The 16,743-nt window shown below is 40.6% G+C and carries 19 protein-coding genes, 1 tRNA gene, 1 rRNA gene and 1 riboswitch; of the genes, 7 read left to right on the top strand and 14 right to left on the bottom strand.

Annotation, left to right across the window (positions count from 1 at the left end; translation table 11 throughout):
• Window positions 1-80 (bottom strand): 16S ribosomal RNA (locus tag ACRRMM_RS13975); the annotation flags it as partial.
• Between the two features lie 436 nt (window positions 81-516).
• Window positions 517-619: riboswitch (TPP riboswitch) on the top strand.
• A gap of 97 nt (window positions 620-716) precedes the next feature.
• Here ACRRMM_RS13975 and thiT point away from each other — a divergent pair.
• Entirely contained in the window at window positions 717-1,292 is a 576-nt protein-coding gene (gene thiT, locus ACRRMM_RS13970) for an energy-coupled thiamine transporter ThiT (RefSeq protein ID WP_007500615.1), read from the top strand.
• 240 nt (window positions 1,293-1,532) lie between these two features.
• Here thiT and ACRRMM_RS13965 read toward each other — a convergent pair whose 3' ends face one another.
• Entirely contained in the window at window positions 1,533-2,087 is a 555-nt protein-coding gene (locus ACRRMM_RS13965) for a GNAT family N-acetyltransferase (protein ID WP_081114809.1), read from the bottom strand.
• Between the two features lie 149 nt (window positions 2,088-2,236).
• On the opposite strand from ACRRMM_RS13965, the gene ACRRMM_RS13960 reads away from it, so the two are divergent.
• Genes ACRRMM_RS13960 through ftsW form a run of 3 tightly spaced genes read left to right on the top strand, consistent with a single transcriptional unit; the run spans window position 2,237 to window position 5,204 of the window.
• A complete protein-coding gene (locus ACRRMM_RS13960) occupies window positions 2,237-2,896 on the top strand; it encodes a DUF1232 domain-containing protein (RefSeq protein WP_008344040.1) in 660 nt (219 codons plus the stop codon).
• Window positions 2,897-2,910: 14 nt separating this feature from the next.
• Window positions 2,911-4,065 carry a rod shape-determining protein RodA gene (gene rodA, locus ACRRMM_RS13955; protein ID WP_428828572.1) on the top strand — a complete coding sequence of 385 codons (1,155 nt, stop codon included), beginning with the start codon at window positions 2,911-2,913 and terminating at the stop codon, window positions 4,063-4,065.
• Between the two features lie 5 nt (window positions 4,066-4,070).
• Complete coding sequence (gene ftsW, locus ACRRMM_RS13950; protein ID WP_414834422.1) at window positions 4,071-5,204, top strand: putative lipid II flippase FtsW; 1,134 nt, start codon at window positions 4,071-4,073, stop codon at window positions 5,202-5,204.
• A 31-nt stretch (window positions 5,205-5,235) separates the two neighbouring features.
• Here the strand turns inward: ftsW and ACRRMM_RS13945 are convergent, their stop codons facing one another.
• Both ACRRMM_RS13945 and ACRRMM_RS13940 read right to left on the bottom strand, forming a co-directional pair.
• The gene (locus ACRRMM_RS13945; RefSeq protein ID WP_007500611.1) at window positions 5,236-6,783 is read right to left on the bottom strand and encodes a flotillin family protein; all 1,548 of its coding nucleotides are present in this window, start codon (window positions 6,781-6,783) and stop codon (window positions 5,236-5,238) included.
• An 11-nt stretch (window positions 6,784-6,794) separates the two neighbouring features.
• Window positions 6,795-7,325 (bottom strand): hypothetical protein, encoded by a 531-nt coding sequence (locus ACRRMM_RS13940; protein ID WP_056702380.1) that lies wholly within the window; start codon window positions 7,323-7,325, stop codon window positions 6,795-6,797.
• Window positions 7,326-7,530: 205 nt separating this feature from the next.
• Between ACRRMM_RS13940 and ACRRMM_RS13935 the strand changes: the two genes are divergently transcribed.
• Window positions 7,531-8,010 carry a DinB family protein gene (locus tag ACRRMM_RS13935; RefSeq protein ID WP_019743389.1) on the top strand — a complete coding sequence of 160 codons (480 nt, stop codon included), beginning with the start codon at window positions 7,531-7,533 and terminating at the stop codon, window positions 8,008-8,010.
• Window positions 8,011-8,050: 40 nt separating this feature from the next.
• Here the strand turns inward: ACRRMM_RS13935 and ACRRMM_RS13930 are convergent, their stop codons facing one another.
• On the bottom strand, window positions 8,051-9,259 hold the full coding sequence (locus ACRRMM_RS13930; RefSeq protein WP_008344050.1) for an iron-containing alcohol dehydrogenase: 1,209 nt from the start codon (window positions 9,257-9,259) through the stop codon (window positions 8,051-8,053).
• 27 nt (window positions 9,260-9,286) lie between these two features.
• Window positions 9,287-10,756, bottom strand: coding sequence for a betaine-aldehyde dehydrogenase (gene betB / locus ACRRMM_RS13925; protein WP_008344052.1), 1,470 nt, complete (start codon window positions 10,754-10,756; stop codon window positions 9,287-9,289).
• Window positions 10,757-10,962: 206 nt separating this feature from the next.
• Here betB and cudC point away from each other — a divergent pair, with 206 nt between their 5' ends.
• Both cudC and ACRRMM_RS13915 read left to right on the top strand, forming a co-directional pair.
• Window positions 10,963-11,520 (top strand): choline uptake/conversion transcriptional regulator CudC, encoded by a 558-nt coding sequence (gene cudC / locus ACRRMM_RS13920; RefSeq protein ID WP_017359004.1) that lies wholly within the window; start codon window positions 10,963-10,965, stop codon window positions 11,518-11,520.
• A gap of 72 nt (window positions 11,521-11,592) precedes the next feature.
• Window positions 11,593-11,665: transfer RNA gene (locus ACRRMM_RS13915), tRNA-Ala, on the top strand.
• Window positions 11,666-11,724: 59 nt separating this feature from the next.
• Here the strand turns inward: ACRRMM_RS13915 and ACRRMM_RS13910 are convergent.
• The 8 genes from ACRRMM_RS13910 to ACRRMM_RS13875 all read right to left on the bottom strand — a co-directional run bounded on the left by ACRRMM_RS13910 (window position 11,725) and on the right by ACRRMM_RS13875 (window position 16,740).
• Window positions 11,725-12,171: a hypothetical protein gene (locus tag ACRRMM_RS13910; RefSeq protein WP_017359003.1), complete on the bottom strand. Its 447-nt coding sequence runs from the start codon at window positions 12,169-12,171 to the stop codon at window positions 11,725-11,727.
• Window positions 12,172-12,274: 103 nt separating this feature from the next.
• On the bottom strand, window positions 12,275-13,096 hold the full coding sequence (locus ACRRMM_RS13905; protein ID WP_146270389.1) for a peptidoglycan recognition protein family protein: 822 nt from the start codon (window positions 13,094-13,096) through the stop codon (window positions 12,275-12,277).
• A 19-nt stretch (window positions 13,097-13,115) separates the two neighbouring features.
• Window positions 13,116-13,379, bottom strand: coding sequence for a phage holin (locus ACRRMM_RS13900; RefSeq protein ID WP_008361671.1), 264 nt, complete (start codon window positions 13,377-13,379; stop codon window positions 13,116-13,118).
• A 12-nt stretch (window positions 13,380-13,391) separates the two neighbouring features.
• Window positions 13,392-13,604 (bottom strand): BhlA/UviB family holin-like peptide, encoded by a 213-nt coding sequence (locus ACRRMM_RS13895; protein ID WP_008344062.1) that lies wholly within the window; start codon window positions 13,602-13,604, stop codon window positions 13,392-13,394.
• A gap of 56 nt (window positions 13,605-13,660) precedes the next feature.
• Window positions 13,661-13,807, bottom strand: a complete 147-nt coding sequence (locus tag ACRRMM_RS13890; protein ID WP_008344064.1) for an XkdX family protein — start codon at window positions 13,805-13,807, stop codon at window positions 13,661-13,663.
• Window positions 13,808-14,155, bottom strand: coding sequence for a hypothetical protein (locus ACRRMM_RS13885; protein ID WP_008344067.1), 348 nt, complete (start codon window positions 14,153-14,155; stop codon window positions 13,808-13,810).
• 2 nt (window positions 14,156-14,157) lie between these two features.
• A complete protein-coding gene (locus ACRRMM_RS13880) occupies window positions 14,158-15,576 on the bottom strand; it encodes a hypothetical protein (RefSeq protein ID WP_008344069.1) in 1,419 nt (472 codons plus the stop codon).
• A 33-nt stretch (window positions 15,577-15,609) separates the two neighbouring features.
• Window positions 15,610-16,740, bottom strand: coding sequence for a pyocin knob domain-containing protein (locus ACRRMM_RS13875; RefSeq protein ID WP_008344072.1), 1,131 nt, complete (start codon window positions 16,738-16,740; stop codon window positions 15,610-15,612).
• Between the last annotated feature and the right edge of the window lie 3 nt (window positions 16,741-16,743).

The raw sequence follows: 16,743 nt of genomic DNA, 5'->3' as shown, positions 1-16,743 counted from the left end.
CTCCCTTCTGTCCGCTCGACTTGCATGTATTAGGCACGCCGCCAGCGTTCGTCCTGAGCCAGGATCAAACTCTCCGAGGTATGCAGGATGCATATCACACATGCGTTGCTACACGATGTAGCGAACTTAGCATGTGATCATTTCCTGCCTCGTCAGTCTGACTGACTACCTATGATGTATCATAGGATTTTTTTATAAAAACTCGAATTAACAGGTACGTTTTGTCTTGTTTAGTTTTCAAAGATCATCTTCGTTATCGCTCAGAAGCGACTTTATTAATATAACATTCTATCAAAATGAAGTCAACAACTTTTTTCTCGAATGTTATTTCTCAACCGCGCTGTTTCAGCGGCGAATACAAATATAACACCTTTTAAAAGAAGAAACAAGTATTTTTTCTAAATAATTTATTTTTCCTTATCTCTTTCTATATATTCGTACAAAAAGGGCTTCTCTCAGTAATTCACTATTGTTGATCCTGTAGGTCTTTAGTATATTTATAATAGATTGAAATTAAATAACCGCAGGGGGAGCTTCGTGCTGAGAGTGAACAATTCGTTGTTCTGACCCTTTGAACCTGTCAGTTAATACTGAAGTAGGAATGTGGAATCACTTGCATACATGCATTGTATTCAAGCCGATATGTTTTTCTATGAATCACATACTCATCCTGACATGGTCTCTCCTTGCACAATTCGTGAAAAGGGGATTTTTTTATGCAGCAATCAAATCAATTAGTACGACTGATGGAGATCGCCATCATGACTTCTCTTGCACTTGTTTTAGATTATTTATCAGGTCTCTTTTTAAGAATGCCAAACGGCGGGTCAATTGCACTGATCATGATTCCTGTCATCCTCATGTCCATTAGATGGGGCGTGTCTGCTGGATTTATCATCGGTGTGTTAATCGCAGGACTGCAGCTGATGAACAATCCTATTATTGCTACACCTGTACAAGGATTTCTCGATTACTTTGTCGCATCTGTTGTGATTTGTTTAAGCGGGCTATTCTCAGGATCAATTAAAAAAGCCATTCAGGATAAAAAGCGAAAGAAACAATTCTTCTATATTATCCTAGCTGTATTTGTCGCCAGTTTCTTCAGACTGCTGACGTTCTTTATTTCAGGTGTAGTTTTCTTTTCTCATTATGCACCAAAAGGAACACCAGGATGGGTGTATTCATTAGTTTATAACAGCACATATATGATTCCTTCATTTATCATTTGTAGTATTGTTCTTTGTTTACTCATCCCTAGTGCGTCTCGTTTGGTTTTTCCTCGACAAAAATAACCCAGCTGTTTCAGCGGGTTATTTTTTTATGCATAATTTGCTGCTCTATTGAATCTATTAATAGTAGAAGATTTCATGCTGGAGGTACGACAATGAATCCTTACTCCATTATGCTGTGCTGTTACATCCTCAGTCTCGCCTACTTTTTGGCCAGTTTCTATGAGGCATTAAAAATAGCAGGTGTGAAAGGAAAAGTAGAGGCTTCTCCTTTTATATCTTATATTTTACTCGCCACCCTTTTTACTTTTTTCTCTCATTATTACTGGAAGCTGACGATATAATTTGTTGAACATGATCACTTAGGACAGATAGTTCCCATCCATACCCTATTTCCTCATGTTTCTCACCAGCCATCTCGAACTGGCTGGTGACGGCAAAACTGGGTTGAAGCTTTTGATAAAATTGCTTAGCTGAATTTTGCTCAAATACCCAGAGCAGCATATTCTGATAGCCTTTCTCTATTAAATAATCCACACCTTTTGCAATCAAAGCCATACCCGCTCCTGATTTCTGTTTTCTCTGCAACAAATAGATGGCATAAAGCTCACCATCATATATTGAATATCTCTCATCACGCTGTTTTCCGAAGGAAGCAAAACCAAATACTCCGTCAGCATCCTCTGCGACAAACGTGCCTTCAAGCGACCTGCTTCTCCAGCTCTCTTCCCGCTCCTCTACATTCAAAGCATCTAAATACTCTTGTGAAATAATGCCGTGATAAGTCGTTTGCCAGCTCTTCACATGAATTTCGGCAATTTTAGGAATATCATTATGTACTGCATGTCTAACCTTCATCTGCACACCCCTTTTAGCCATTTCCTACTCTATGTTTCATATGATAAGTTGCTATTTTATAAAATTCAATCCCTAATGGATATTCGTTGACATTTTGTCAACACCCCTATATATTGGGTACGACTTCTTCTATTGAAGAGTTGAACTTTATGGAAAGGGTGAAGAAAGAGATGGAATTTAAAACAACTGAGCTTCGGCAGTTTTTAAAAGAACAACTGCAAATACGTTCTCTTTCATTAAGAGAACTCAGTACACAAACAGAAATTGATAAAGCGACACTGTCTAGAATCATGAACGGAAAAAGAAAACCGACTTTGAACCATTTACAGCGGCTTTCAGATGCTCTACACATTTCTTTAGATCATCTATTGGCCACGGCCGGATTCTCAATTAAAAACGAAAGAGTTCACGGTAATACGTTCATTCAAGCAGTAGAAGAGATTGAGCGAACGCTGAAAGATCATGATGTCTATGACGGGACGTTCAGCGAGAATGAATTGAAACAGAAGTTAAATGAATATGAAACCTATAGTCAATCAGATGAGGGAAAAGAAACAATCTCAGCAAAGTTTGAAAAAAAGATAGATACGATAAGTGGTGTTGGGCCATTTCTTGATCAATTGAAAAGCATGTACTGCTCGTTCATGAGCGGACGGGGGACTTCTCGAGAATTGATGTTGATGGGAGGCGCATTACTTTACTTCATTATGCCCGTTGATTTAATACCAGATTATATTTTTCCGATCGGCTATATTGATGACGCTGCAGCGGTGCAGGTCGTATTAAACCAGCTGACAAATAGGTCATAGCAGGTGACGGAGACATGAAAAAACAGAACAGCATTGACTTCGCATTATTATTCACTGTCATTTGCTTCTTTGTGATCAGCCTACTAGCTGTGTATAGCGGATCGGGACAGTATGAAACGCAAGATATGTTTTATTTCGTCAAAAGACAAGTTTTCTGGTATATCGTCGGCTTTGGCCTTATGGCGGCAGTTGCTTACTTTGATTATGAACTGCTTGAGCGGTTATCTTTTCGATTATTTGCAGGTGGTCTCTTCCTCATCATTCTCGTTCATTTTTTTGGCACGAATCAAAATGGCTCCCAAAGATGGATCAGCTTGGGGCCCATGAAAGTGCAACCATCAGAATTTATGAAAATTTTTGTCATTCTTCTGTTAGCGGCTATTTTAAATCGATACAAACATCAGCGCTTTTCGTTTAAAGAAAGCATGATTCCTACAATGAACATCATATGCTGGACCGCTGTTCCTTTTTTCCTGATTTTAATTCAGCCAGATTTGGGGACGGCACTTGTGATCTTGTCTATCGCTTTTACACTGATGCTTGTGTCAGGCATTTCAAGTAAAATGATCGCTGCATTAATCGCTTCTTTTCTCGCGCTTCTTGCATTTTTGACCTACTTGCACAATGAACATTTTGAGCACTTTACAAAAGTGATTAAACCTCATCAGCTTGATCGCATTTATGGGTGGCTTTCCCCAGATGAATTTGATTCGACATATGGGTATCAACTAAAACAAGCAATGCTTGGCATTGGGTCAGGACAATTATCAGGAAGCGGTTATACAAAAGGAAATCAAGTACAAGGGGGAAATATCCCTGAAGCCCATACAGATTTTATATTTGCAGTTATTGGTGAGGAGTTTGGTTTTATCGGCGCCTCCCTATTGATCTGTTTATATCTTATGATGATCTATCGAATGATTCATGTGGCTATGCATGCGAATACCCTTTATGGGCTGTATATATGTGCTGGGGTGGTTGGACTGATCGTCTTTCAAGTCTTCCAAAACGTAGGGATGACAGTAGGGCTAATGCCCGTGACTGGTCTTGCCCTTCCTTTTATCAGCTATGGGGGCAGTGCGCTTTTAACCAATATGATCGCCATTGGCCTTGTGTTTAGTGTCAATCTGAGGTCCTCATCCTACATGTTTGGACGTAACTGGGATTGAAGGTGATGTCATTGATTCTTTCTCACCTAAAAAAAATCGACCACATTCTTGCTGGGACGATTGTTTGTCTTTGTTTCTTTGGATTACTGATGGTGTACAGTGCGAGTTATCCTTTAGGCGAAATAAAATATGGACAGGGCAGCTACTTCTTCATGAAACAGTGGCAATGGCTTTTGATTGGGTTCTTCTTTTTCATCGCTGCGGCCCTGGTTCCATATCAAGCTTACCGTAAATATATTCGGTGGCTTGTGATGCTGTCATTGTTATGTCTTATCCTTGTCCTGCTTCCTGGAATTGGTGTTGTCAAAAACAATTCACAGCGATGGATTCAATTGGGCTCTCTGATCATCCAGCCGTCTGAGGCTGTGAAATTAGTGATGATCATCTATTTTGCCTATGTATATGCAAGGAAACAAGCGTACATTACATCCTTTAAAAAAGGAGTACTGCCTCCACTTCTTCTTTTAAGTCTAGCTTTTTTATTGATTTTAAAACAGCCAGATTTAGGTACAGCAGTTTCTATTTTATTGAGCTGCGGTATCGTCTTATTATGTGCTGGACTTAAAACACGCCACCTCATTCTACTAGGTTCGACGGCTGCGGCAGGGATCACTTTTTTTGCTGTGACCACTCCTTATCGCTTGAAACGAATCACTTCTTTTCGTGATCCTTTCATGTATGAGGATGGAGATGGTTATCAGCTAATCCATTCTTATCTCGCCATGAATTCAGGAGGGCTGACTGGGAATGGTTTAGGCGGAAGCATTCAAAAACTAGGGTTTCTTCCTGAAGCCCATACAGATTTTATTATGGCCATCATCAGTGAAGAGCTGGGAATCATGGGGCTGTCGTTTGTGTTGGGTGCCTACCTACTCATCATGTATCGCGCCGTTCGAATCGTTCAAGGTTTACAAGATCCATTTGGAAAGCTATTAACGATCGGGCTTACTTTTCAAATCATGATTCAAGCAGGCTTTAATCTAGGAGCTGTCTTCGGGCTTCTCCCCATTACAGGCATACCCCTCCCCTTTATTAGCTACGGCGGGTCTTCATTGGTGTTCATGATGATATCCGCAGGCATTCTTGTGAATCTTTCTTCATCTATCAAAAGAGACCGGCATGTGCCCCAAGTAAAATAGACACCCTCTATCAGAAGGTGTCTTTTGATTTTTATTCTTCTATTTGACGATCAGCGATTTCTTTTTTTCTTGGCTGTTTGATTTCATTCGTCAGTTCTTGGATGCTTTGTTTCACATTGCCTTTGCCAGAGAAATTCTCAATAATTTCTTTAACATCAATTCCAGAAGAAGCTTTCAGACTTTCTTGAAGACTGGACATAAGGTTTGTCGCATAGCTGGTCACTTTGTTGGCGCCGCTGCCTTCCCCGTTACCACCTGTATCAACAACTGTAATTTTATCAATGTTAGAAAGTGGAGCAGATACTTGTTTCGCATATTCAGGTAGCATTTTTACAATCATATCAAGAATCGCCGCTTGACCATACTGTTCGAATGCTTCTGCAATTTTCTCTTTCGCTTCTGCTTCCGCAAGTCCTTTCAACCTAATGACTTCTGCTTCTGTTTCCCCTTTTGCACGATCGGCTTCCGCTTTGGCAAGCCCGTCAATCCGAACTTTCTCTGCTTCTGCTTTTGCCATTGCTTCAATGCTGTATTTCTTCGCATCTGCTTCTGCAAGACGCTTCGCTTTTTCCGCCGCAGCCGACTGCTCAACAGCATAACGGTCCGCATCTGCTTTCTTTTTCACTTCAGAATCGTATTGACGCTCACGACGCTGGATCTCTTTTTCTTCTAATTCAATTTGCTTCTGACGTTCAATGATTTTGACTTGCATTTCTTGTTCAGTTACATGCTGACGATTACGAGCTGTTTCAAGATCGTACGCTTGGTCGGCGCTTGCTTTTGCTGTATCTTGTTCACGTCTGAATTCTGCTCTTTTCAGCTCGTTGATTTTTTCTGCTTCAGCGATTTCAGTGGCACGCTCAAGCTCAGATTTCTTCGCATCTTTATCTGCTTCTGCACGTTTGATACGTGTTTCTTTATCTGCTTCTGCTGTTGCAATATCTGCATCGCGTTTCACTTGAGCAATTCTAGGTTTACCTAGTGATTCTAAATAGCCATTTTTATCACGGACATCTTTGATTGTAAACGATACAATGACAAGACCCATTTTCGCTAAATCTTGAGAAGCGACACGCTGTACTTCTTGAGAAAATTTCTCTCTGTTTTTATAAATCTCTTCAACTGTCATTGACCCTAAAATGGAGCGAAGGTGTCCTTCTAGTACTTCTCTTGCTTCATTTTCACGATCTTCTTTTGTTTTCCCTAAAAACTGCTCTGCCGCAGTGGCGATTTCTTCAATTGATCCGCCAATTTTAATGATCGCCGTTCCATCGGCCATGACTGGTACACCTTGTTCAGTATAGACTTCAGGCGTTGAAACATCTAGCTTGCTAGATAGTAAGCTGAGCGGCTCTGCTTGTTGAAAAACAGGGAGTACAAAGGTACCTCCACCTCTTACAATCTTAATCTTGTTTCCACCTTCATCCACGTGGACATTTTTACTTCCGAGGTAACTTCCTGTGACGATTAATGCTTCATCTGGACCAGCTGTCCGGTATTTCGAAACAAATACACCAATAAGTGCAATGAGAATCACAAGCACAATTCCAATAATAATTAATATGGTTGTTCCTGGCATAGCATTCCCTCCTAGATTTCTTCATTTGGTATAACAGATAACACGCCTTTGTTCACTTCGACGACCAGCACCCGGGTTCCATATGGAATCTCCTCTTCGTCGAAACTGACGGCAGGCTTTGAGATTTTCCCGCTGTTACTAATTAACAGCACTTCTCCAAACCCATCTTTTGGTACAGATACAATGATCTCCCCAGTTCTTCCTTTTAGGTCGGCCTCCGTATATGAAAGGGATTCTTCAGCAGAGGAAAGCGGGACTAAGACAAATACATTTAAACAAGTAACGAGAACCACTGCGAGAATGGTAGATAATACTGCGCCAAGTCCACTTCCTACAATTGCTGTTTTTTCAGAGATAAATCCTCCAGCCGAGAAAAAGGTAAGAAATGCGAGGATCAATGTTGGTTGAAGGAACGGGACAGGAATCGCTTCAAACAATCCATCAAATACATCGCCAAAAAAGACGAAAACAAGCGTCAGGATTCCTGATACCATCAATATGTATAAGTACAGCGTCTGAAGAGGCAGCCCAAACACATCCATCTTCCTCACCCTTTCTTTATGAAATGAGCAGCCTTTCATTCATTTAGACCATGCTCACATCCAAGTGTATTCCTTCTAACAGGTAATACGAACCACTTTTGTAAAGGTTTCAAATTTCCTTACAATTCTTCAAAGGAATTCAACGATAGCTCAAGAATGATTGTCATGTACCAGTATGTTAAAATTTGATCTTGAGGTGATGAAAATGAGTTTATTACATGATGCAAGACAAGAATTGTGGCAAGAGCTGCAAGGTTTGAACGAAGAACAATTGAATCAAAAATTATCTGATGATACTTGGAGTATTCAAGAGGTGGCAGATCATTTAAAGAAGATGGACCTAGTTGCAGCAAAACATCTAGCTGCCGAGGGGAAAAAAGCACCGATTAAAGAATATGAGCCAAAGCCGGTGGAAATGGCAGAGGATCGTTCAAGAAAAGCCACTGCGCCTAGTATTGTTGAGCCAGAGCGCAAGCATGTGACACCTACACATTTAAAAGATGAGCTTGATACAGCTCGTGAGAAATTAAATCAAATTTTATCAACGTTTACAGAGGAAGATTTCAAACGCGTGATTGCACATCCTGTGTTTGAAGAACTTTCATTAAAGCAATACCTTGATTTTATCGGCGCACATGAAAAGCGCCATATTCATCAAATTAAAGAAATTAAAGAACAGCTATAAGATGTAAAAAAGACTCCCTTTTGGGAGCCTTTTTTCATTGTTACACTGTTTTAGGTGTTAAATCAAAGCAGCGAGCGTAAATCCAGTTGTATGCTTTTTCGTTGAGGTCTCTTGGGTTTCCAACTGTTTGCGGATCTTTCATTGCTTCTTTAGATAAACGGTCGATCATATCTTTTGGTACACCTTGTTCTTCTAATGAAGGAACTTCTAGGTCTTCCACTAAATCATACATCCAATTCACTGCTGCTTTTGCAGCTTCCTCTGTTGTCATTCTGCTTGTATCAATTCCGAATGCTTGCGCAATTCGAGCGAACTTCTCTGGGTACCCTTTCCAGTTATATTCCATGACAGGTCCCATCATTGCCGCTACACATTGGCCATGTGCGACAGGAATAATCCCCCCAAGCGTTTGACTCATCGCATGGGCTGCACCAGCTGATTCACTTCCATAGGAAAGTCCTGCAAGCATCGCAGCTTGTGCCATTCCATATCTTGCTTCTAAATCCTCTCCATCAGCAAAGGCACGGCGAATATAATGAGCAGCATATTCAATGGCCATGAGCGCTACCGCATCTGTAATTGGCTGAGCAAACTTCATCGTATAGCATTCGATCGCGTGCGCAAGCGCATCGATACCCGTCATAGCCGTCACATGCGGCGGCATAGATACATGAAGCTCAGGGTCAATCACTGTTAGGTGAGCTGCAATGAGTGGGCCACCTGTGTTGAATTTGAATTCCCTTTCTTCGTCAGTAATCACTGCCCACTGCGTGACCTCTGAACCTGTACCAGCCGTTGTCGGAATTGTGGTTAACGGAGGGATTCTATTTTCAAGCGGTTTTTTCCCCTCAGCCGCTTCGTAATCAAGAACTGATCCTTCATGAGTCGCTTCCACACCAATAGCCTTCGCTGTATCCATTGAGCTTCCGCCGCCTACTGCAACTAAACCATTACAGCCTTCTTTTTCATATAACGCAGATCCTTCATTCACTAAACGGACTGGCGGGTTTGGTTCTACTTTATTAAATAGAACCACATCAACTTGTGCTTCTTTTAATGAAGCAATCACTGGATCTACAACACCCGCTTGATAAATACCAGGATCTGTGACAAGCAATACCTTTGAAACGCCGTATGCTTTCACTTCTTCCCCAACATGTTTCACTGCCCCAATGCCATGCTTGATGACAGTCGGAATTTCAAACGTATGGAATTTTTGCATGCTTTCAATTTTCATATTTAAAGTCATATAGAATCTCCTCCAGATAAGTGATATTTATTTAAACCAATGAACCGCTTCTGGTTTTGTATTTCGATATAAATGTTTTAGTTCCGTATATTCTTCAAGGCCCGTACGTCCTAATTCACGTCCAAGACCTGATTGTTTATACCCGCCCCACGGTGCTTGGGCAAAATAAGGATGGAAGTCGTTGATCCATACCGTGCCTAATCTTAATTGACGAGCCACTCGTTCGGCTTTGCCGATATCAGAAGACCACACCGCTCCTGCTAAACCATAAATCGTGTCATTTGCCAGCTCGATGACTTCTTCCTCTGATCGGAAGGATTCGACAGTGAGGACTGGTCCAAACACTTCTTCCTGTACAATTCGCATGTCTGATGTACAGCCTGAGAAAATCGTCGGCAAGTAGAAGAACCCTTTTTGAAGCTCCTCTGCTTCAGGTCGTTTCCCACCTGTTTCTAATGTTGCGCCTTCGTCTAAACCGATGCTGACGTATTTTTCTACTTTTTCTCGATGCTCAGCTGAGATGAGCGGTCCGCTCTGGGTTCCTTCATCAAAGCCGTTGCCTAGCTTGATTTTTTTCGTACGCTTCACCAGTTCTTCTAAAAATTCATCATGAATAGATTCTTCCACTAACAAGCGTGAACCTGCTGAACACACTTGCCCTGCATGGAAAAACACAGCATTCATTGCCTGGTCAACCGCTACGTCTAAATCAGCATCTTGAAAGACGATATTCGGGTTTTTCCCGCCGAGCTCAAGGGCGATTTTCTTCACATTCCCGCTGGCTCCCTGCATGATTTTCTTACCTGTTTCAATACCGCCTGTGAATGAAATTAAATCGACTTGGTCATTGACAGCCAGCTCATCTCCAACAGTTGCTCCAGGTCCAAGTACTAAGTTGGCAACGCCTGCTGGAACACCCGCTTCTTCCATAAGTTTGAAAACTTTGATCGTGGTTAATGGTGTAATTTCACTTGGCTTTAGTACGATTGTATTTCCAGCTGCAAGTGCAGGAGCGATTTTCCAGCTCGCTTGAAGCAATGGATAGTTCCAAGGAGTAATTTGACCGCATACACCGACAGGTTCTCGGACTAATTCACTTTTTGAGTTTGGAATAGGCGATGCAATGATTTCCCCGCCATCCTTATCAGCAAGCCCCGCATAATATTGGAACACGTTCGCAATATCGTCCATATCCGCTTTGCTTTCTTCTAATGTTTTGCCGGTATCAAGTGATTCTAATTTGGCTAATTCATCTAGGTCTCGCCTAATCAATTCAGCAATTTTAAACACAATATTTCCTCTTTCAAGTCCAGGCATGTTTGCCCAATCACCTTGATCGAAGGTTTTTCTCGCTGCCTTAATGGCTAACTGCGCGTCATTTCTTGATCCTTCACTGACTGTCGCGATCACTTCTTGATTAAATGGATTGATGATATCTCTTGTGTCGCCACTCTTAGCGCCAACCCATTGTCCATCGATAAATAGTGTTTGACTCATAGAAGGAACCTCCTCTGATTCTCTTTGGTAAGTTTGTTAAATAAAAATTTAACGTTTTGAACATAATTAACTTAACATGTTCAAATTTTTCTGTCAAAGGGGGATATGCTTCTTTTATTTTGACATTTTGCATTCTTTCGTTAACATATAGTCCATAAAGATTTTTTTGAACGTATTGAATTCACTTAATAGAAAGCAGGGACAAGATGAAAAAGCAGGAACAGCCACAAGCAGAAGAACGCATTTTAGCTGCTAAAGATCTCGTCATTGATTCCATCGCTGAAACAATGGATCTCTATGGCATTACTAGAAGTGCGGGTATTCTATATGGGACGATGTATTTAAATGAGGAAATGACGCTGGATGAAATGCGTGAAGAGCTGCAAATGAGTAAGCCTAGTATGAGTACGGGTGTGAAAAAACTGCAAGACATGAATATTGTCAAAAAGACCTTTCACCGCGGCCGAAGAAAACACAGCTTTGTTGCTGAGAAAGACTTTTTTAAGTTTTTCATGAACTTCTTCCCGCAAAAATGGGAACGAGAGGTCGAGGTTAATCTAGCAGCGATTGAAGAAGCGCAAGAACGCCTTCAAGGTGTAGCTCGTGATGATCAGGCGGAGGAACATGAAAGAGAGGAAGCGAAACAGCTCATTGAACAGCTTGAAAGCTCAAAAGCCTACTACGACTGGCTTAGACGATTAGCCCACTCGGTTCATTCGGGAGAAATCTTTGACTATATTCCGATTGATCAGAAAGAAAAATAGCCGGAGTGTTTGTGTTTTACAGCTTGAATTTTACAGGAGGATTGATTATAATAAGTTATGTCGTAATGCTTCGGGGCATTAGCTCAGCTGGGAGAGCGCTACGCTGGCAGCGTAGAGGTCAGCGGTTCGATCCCGCTATGCTCCATTATCAAAAGCCTATCCAATGATGGATAGGCTTTTTCATTTGATTTTACTCATAAAAGCTTATTTGTCTGGTTCTTGAATTTGATAACCAAAGACTCCTTTTATCTCAACATCCCCACAGCCTTCTTTTTTGGTCAGTTTAATACCATGGGGTCTATAAATGTAGCGCCCACTTGATAAAATTCGGTCTGTTGCACTTAGATCATATTGGTTACCTGTATACTCTTTGACTGATGACGGAAAATCCGTTCCTGATAAGGATGTTCTGTAGAGTGTCACCTCTAAAGTACAACCCTCTGCATTTAGTATAGAAAATTGGTAGCCATAAGTAGATGGATATTGTTCAGGATTATTTTGACCTCCTGGTACCCACAGATCTTTTTCCTGTTCCGTCATGATGAAATCAACTTCTACTTCTCGATAAATGGTCTTAGCTGCAACCTTTTCCATATTAAAATGGAACATGACAATGAAACAAAGAGACATCATTACACATATCCGCTTCATACAACCCCTCCATTCATTTTTACCATTATACAACAAATAACGCCAAAAATGGTTTTATTTTACTTTTTTTATAATGGATAAGGGTTGATTCATTCCATATGTGTTAACTTTCTATGACCTTACTTAATGTTTCTTTGGTCTTTGGACCATATATGCCATCCGGGGTTAACCCATGCATCATTTGAAATCGAGACACTGCATTCGCAGTTTTGGGTCCGTAGTACCCATCGATTCCATTGTTGATCGCTCCCTTATCAGGATAAAAATAAATCGATGCTAAGGCTTGTTGTACAGCTTTTACAGCTGACCCTTTTGTAAGAGGCTTCGTCACTTTTAAAATACCTGCAGGCAAACTGTATGTTTTTTTGACCTTGTTGGTTTTAGATGTTGATCTCGTTGATATGGTTTTGATAGATGTTTCTTTCACAGGTTTAGCTGTTGTCATTTGACTTGTAGATGCTGATGCAATACCAGCTTTGAAGCCATCCCACCGATTTAACAGCTTACGCGGACACTCCTTCCCGCTCCAATGCTTATGTGGCACCACGTTAGATAAAGGAATTCCTAAATCCTCCATCAGTTTCCGAATAAGCCATTGGGCGTTTTTAACAGCCTGTTCAAAGTTAGCGCCTGCATTTTCACAAATTTCAATTCCAATTGATTTCATATTGCCGGTTCCCCTGCCATCTCCTGCGTGCCAGCCATTTTCGTTTAAAGGTAAATGCTGATAAATGACCTGATCATCGACCGTGTAGTGCCAGCTAACCCCGGTACTTGCCCGAGCAACAAATGCTGCATGATTTGCCGCATCAGCCCCCCGTCCAGTGTTCGATGTATTATGCACCGTAATATAGAGCGGCTTCATCCTGTTTCCTGGTCTGTTGCGATTTTGTTTTGGGATGAGTGCTTGAATGATCTTCACCATATTGTTTCTCCTTCAAAAATTATTTTGTTAACCCTCTTTGTTTCAGGGCATCTTTTTGCAATTGACCTTTATAGGTCACATAATTATTTTTAAACCAAGCGATCACGGCAGTGACCATAGTGAAAATTGTGGAACCTGCCACATATAGTGCCTCTCCTACGGTTTGCACTTGCTCCTCGCTAATCGGCAGCACTGTTTGTCCAAACATGACAAGCGTTTGGTTGATAAGCGCAATAAAAAGAAGCACTGTGCGAATCACAGTGCCTTTGTCGAATGTTTTCATGATGTTTTCCTCCTATTTTAAATTCCGTTCAATTTTATCGAGCTTGTCGATCACGACGTCATACTTCTCACTAAACTTTGCTAACACATCATTTTGCGCCTCGATTTGTTCATTGAGTTTGTTTTCTCTTTCCTTTGTTGTGTTTAATACGTAAAACAGCACCCAACAGAACAACACCGCAAACGGTCCTTGTGTCATTAAATATTGAGTCAAATCCATTTCCACTACACTCACCTACTCCCTCACTTTGCACATTCTAAAAGAAGGCAAAATAAAAACGCCTATTCAGCGTTAGTTGCATATTCTTCGTTTGTTATTTCTTTGTATTGTTCCGGCGTAATCTTCTCGAAACGAACAAATTTTGCTACATCTTCATTTTCATAACACTTCCATTGATAGAACAATGAAATACTACGGAACCAATCCAATTACATAACCCCCTTTTCAGTCAGCAGCATGACAAGTTCTGATGTTGTTTTTGATTGTTCTTTTGCTCTCTTTTCTGACTCGGCCAGCTGCTCAAGCAAATCGGCGTTTTGCTGTTTTAATAGATCCATATCTGATGTTGGCAGCGGCTTTACCTGAAAGTGATCAATGTATTCTAGAGTTGCCGACTCATACCATGCCCTTTTCTCTTCATTGTATTTACCTTTATACAAACCATCTTGAGGTCTTACATCTGTATGCCCTTTTAGGATGTCTTCGCCTTCTTCAATTTCTATTTCTTCTCCCGGGATGTAATTGAATTTATCATCGTATTTATATATCCATTTCAATTTTATCCCTCCTGTGCCGATATGAATTTAAAGCCGAAAGTAATAAATTCATTTGTATTTGTCGTATTGGAAACGCTTTGTATATACACATTACCATCAGTATTAATATGTGTCCTGTGTGTTTGCGGTGTTGAAGCAGCACCAATACTTGATGCTACCCCTATAAAATGCATCCCCTGTATAGGACGATAACCACTTGGCAATGTGAAAGCAGGTACTTCAAAACCTATAGTACCTCCTGTCATAGCTCCAATTAACTCCACCTCTCCAAATGGATTCTTATAAAATTGCACTTTTTGAGTGCCATATTGTTTCCATCCGTTTAATAGAGTGGTTGGGGACTTCCATTCTATTTTCTCTGTGTCGGTTAACAAACGTTTCCAGCCAGTAAAAACACCATCAGTATGCACTGTTCCAAACCAATGCATATTGTCATAACTTCTAATGATATGAAGAGTCTTACGTTTACCGGCTGCTTCTAGAATATCTACATTAAACCACGAGGCATCGGTCGTCGTTGGCATATTCACTGCATTCGTTCCAGAGACATAATAAAAACCAGAGGGCAAGGTGAGTATATCTGTGCCAGTTGGAATAAGCATTCTAGTTCCATTTGCATTTAATAATGGATGATCGTTCAGCCTCTTCCACCCGCTCCATTCTTGCTGAGTGCCCGTGACATCAGTCGTTGATCGATTGATGTACATATCACCTGTATTATTTGCCCCTATAATCCAGCCATAGGTATTTTCACTAAAAACAGATAAGGCTCTCATAGAACTTCTTGTTGGCAGATCAGGGTGTGCTTCATGGATATACCACGAATGGACGCCTGGTAATTTTGTGAGCTTATCTAAAATACTAGGATCATTTGCATTAATTCTTTCGTAAGCCCTTCCGTCATCAGCAGTAATTTTAGATAATTGTCCTGCATCCCATTTATTTCTTTCATTTTGAGTAGGTAATTGAAGCCAGTTGATTCCGACATCATTCACATGATAGGAAAAACAAAATGCGTTGCCCGATGTATCAATTGCAATTCCTACACCGATGTTATTTTGACCTACTAACTGAAAGCCTCTTAAAGCCGCATTCCCGATTGCGGGAGAATCGACTACTCCAGAACCTCCTGGCGCATAAAATGAACAGGCACCTAAAGATTTAATTCCATTATAAATACTCCCGCCAGCAGGGATATTAACCAACTGGGCCCCGTTATCATTCGTCATTTTATAGAGCTGGGATTGATTCCATTTCTGCTTTTCTGTTTCAGCTGCATGAGATGTTGTGTCATTTTTGTGTTGATTGATTTGGTCCAATAGTCCAGCATCATTTTCAAGAATTACTTTAACCATGTTATTAAACAGTTCCGCATGGGCTTTGTCACTGGTTTTGAAAATACGAGGTGTCTTTATCTCCATCAGATTCTCCTTTCACCTTTCAGTTTTATTACATTATCTTGTACTGAACTTAAAACCAAATGTAATAAACTCAGTGGGATTGGCATTATTTGAAGAAGACTGCACACATACATTTCCATTCTTATCTATTAATGTACGATGAAATTGAGGTACTCCTGGTGTCCCTATACTTGAAGCAACTCCTATAAAATGCATCGCTTGCTGCGGCCGATATGGTGCAGGCAAGTTAAACACTGGATTATTTCCTAAAATCCCACCTTTTATCGCACCTACGATCTCGACTTCCCCTAAGAGATTCTTTCGATATTTAACTGGTAAATTAACAGGATCATATTCTTGCCAGTTGCCTTTAATTTCTTTAGGTGTTTCCCAAGCACCATCTAATAAATCGGAAAGCGTTATTTGCTTCTCCCAAGGTGTCCATGATTCTGCATTGTGTTTAAGAACTCTAAAGTAGGTGTTCTTCCCATAAACAGATTCATAAGCTATTTGAACTAATGTATTGCCATAACTCATGACCAATAAAAACACTCGATTCAAGGAAGAAGAGGGACCGTTTACTCCTGTATTATATATGAGATACATCCCTGTCTCAGTAAGGGTATTGTAGTCTGTCTCGCTAGAAAATCCATGATAAAAGGGCTTTCCATTATCTTGAGTGATTTTTACTAATTGACCGTTATCCCACCTGTTTCTATCGCTTTCTGTAGGCAGCTTTGTCCAAGTAATCGATGTATGACCGGTCTGATAATAAAAGGAATAAGCAATCCCAGAACTATCCACCGCAAAGCCAGTGCCGATATTTTCTTGTCCTACTGTCTGCAGTCCCCTGATTGAAACATTCGATGAAGCCGGGGAATCCTCCACACCAGCAGCTGCATAAAATGTACAAGTTCCTTTATCTTTTATCGCATCAAATATTCTTCCATCAGTTGACACATTGATCAGCTGTCTTCCACTATCTGCTGTGATTTTATAGCTCTGTGAATCATTCCATTTTTTCTTTTCTATTTCAGATGCGTGTACTTTCGCATCATTTGTATGTTTTAAGAACTGCTCTATTAATCTATGATCATTTTCAAGAAGTACTTTGACCATGTCATTAAACAAATCAGCATGTGCTTTATCATTTACTTCAAAAGGCTTTGGTTCTTTTACTTCCATTCA

The sequence above is a fragment of the Bacillus sp. XT-4 genome, assembly GCF_050864245.1.
Taxonomy (GTDB): Bacteria; Bacillota; Bacilli; order Bacillales; family Bacillaceae; genus Bacillus; species Bacillus altitudinis.
The sequence above is the reverse complement of the archived record's forward strand: the minus strand, read 5'-3'. Positions and strand labels throughout refer to the sequence as shown.

Bases quoted from the DNA above. Each gene is read 5' to 3' on its own strand.
- thiT (WP_007500615.1), top strand. From the start codon at position 717: ATGCAGCAATCAAATCAATTAGTACGACTGATGGAGATCGCCATCATG.
- ACRRMM_RS13965 (WP_081114809.1), bottom strand. From the start codon at position 2,087: ATGAAGGTTAGACATGCAGTACATAATGATATTCCTAAAATTGCCGAA.
- ACRRMM_RS13960 (WP_008344040.1), top strand. From the start codon at position 2,237: ATGGAAAGGGTGAAGAAAGAGATGGAATTTAAAACAACTGAGCTTCGG.
- rodA (WP_428828572.1), top strand. From the start codon at position 2,911: ATGAAAAAACAGAACAGCATTGACTTCGCATTATTATTCACTGTCATT.
- ftsW (WP_414834422.1), top strand. From the start codon at position 4,071: ATGTCATTGATTCTTTCTCACCTAAAAAAAATCGACCACATTCTTGCT.
- ACRRMM_RS13945 (WP_007500611.1), bottom strand. From the start codon at position 6,783: ATGCCAGGAACAACCATATTAATTATTATTGGAATTGTGCTTGTGATT.
- ACRRMM_RS13940 (WP_056702380.1), bottom strand. From the start codon at position 7,325: ATGGATGTGTTTGGGCTGCCTCTTCAGACGCTGTACTTATACATATTG.
- ACRRMM_RS13935 (WP_019743389.1), top strand. From the start codon at position 7,531: ATGAGTTTATTACATGATGCAAGACAAGAATTGTGGCAAGAGCTGCAA.
- ACRRMM_RS13930 (WP_008344050.1), bottom strand. From the start codon at position 9,259: ATGACTTTAAATATGAAAATTGAAAGCATGCAAAAATTCCATACGTTT.
- betB (WP_008344052.1), bottom strand. From the start codon at position 10,756: ATGAGTCAAACACTATTTATCGATGGACAATGGGTTGGCGCTAAGAGT.
- cudC (WP_017359004.1), top strand. From the start codon at position 10,963: ATGAAAAAGCAGGAACAGCCACAAGCAGAAGAACGCATTTTAGCTGCT.
- ACRRMM_RS13910 (WP_017359003.1), bottom strand. From the start codon at position 12,171: ATGAAGCGGATATGTGTAATGATGTCTCTTTGTTTCATTGTCATGTTC.
- ACRRMM_RS13905 (WP_146270389.1), bottom strand. From the start codon at position 13,096: ATGGTGAAGATCATTCAAGCACTCATCCCAAAACAAAATCGCAACAGA.
- ACRRMM_RS13900 (WP_008361671.1), bottom strand. From the start codon at position 13,379: ATGAAAACATTCGACAAAGGCACTGTGATTCGCACAGTGCTTCTTTTT.
- ACRRMM_RS13880 (WP_008344069.1), bottom strand. From the start codon at position 15,576: ATGGAGATAAAGACACCTCGTATTTTCAAAACCAGTGACAAAGCCCAT.
- ACRRMM_RS13875 (WP_008344072.1), bottom strand. From the start codon at position 16,740: ATGGAAGTAAAAGAACCAAAGCCTTTTGAAGTAAATGATAAAGCACAT.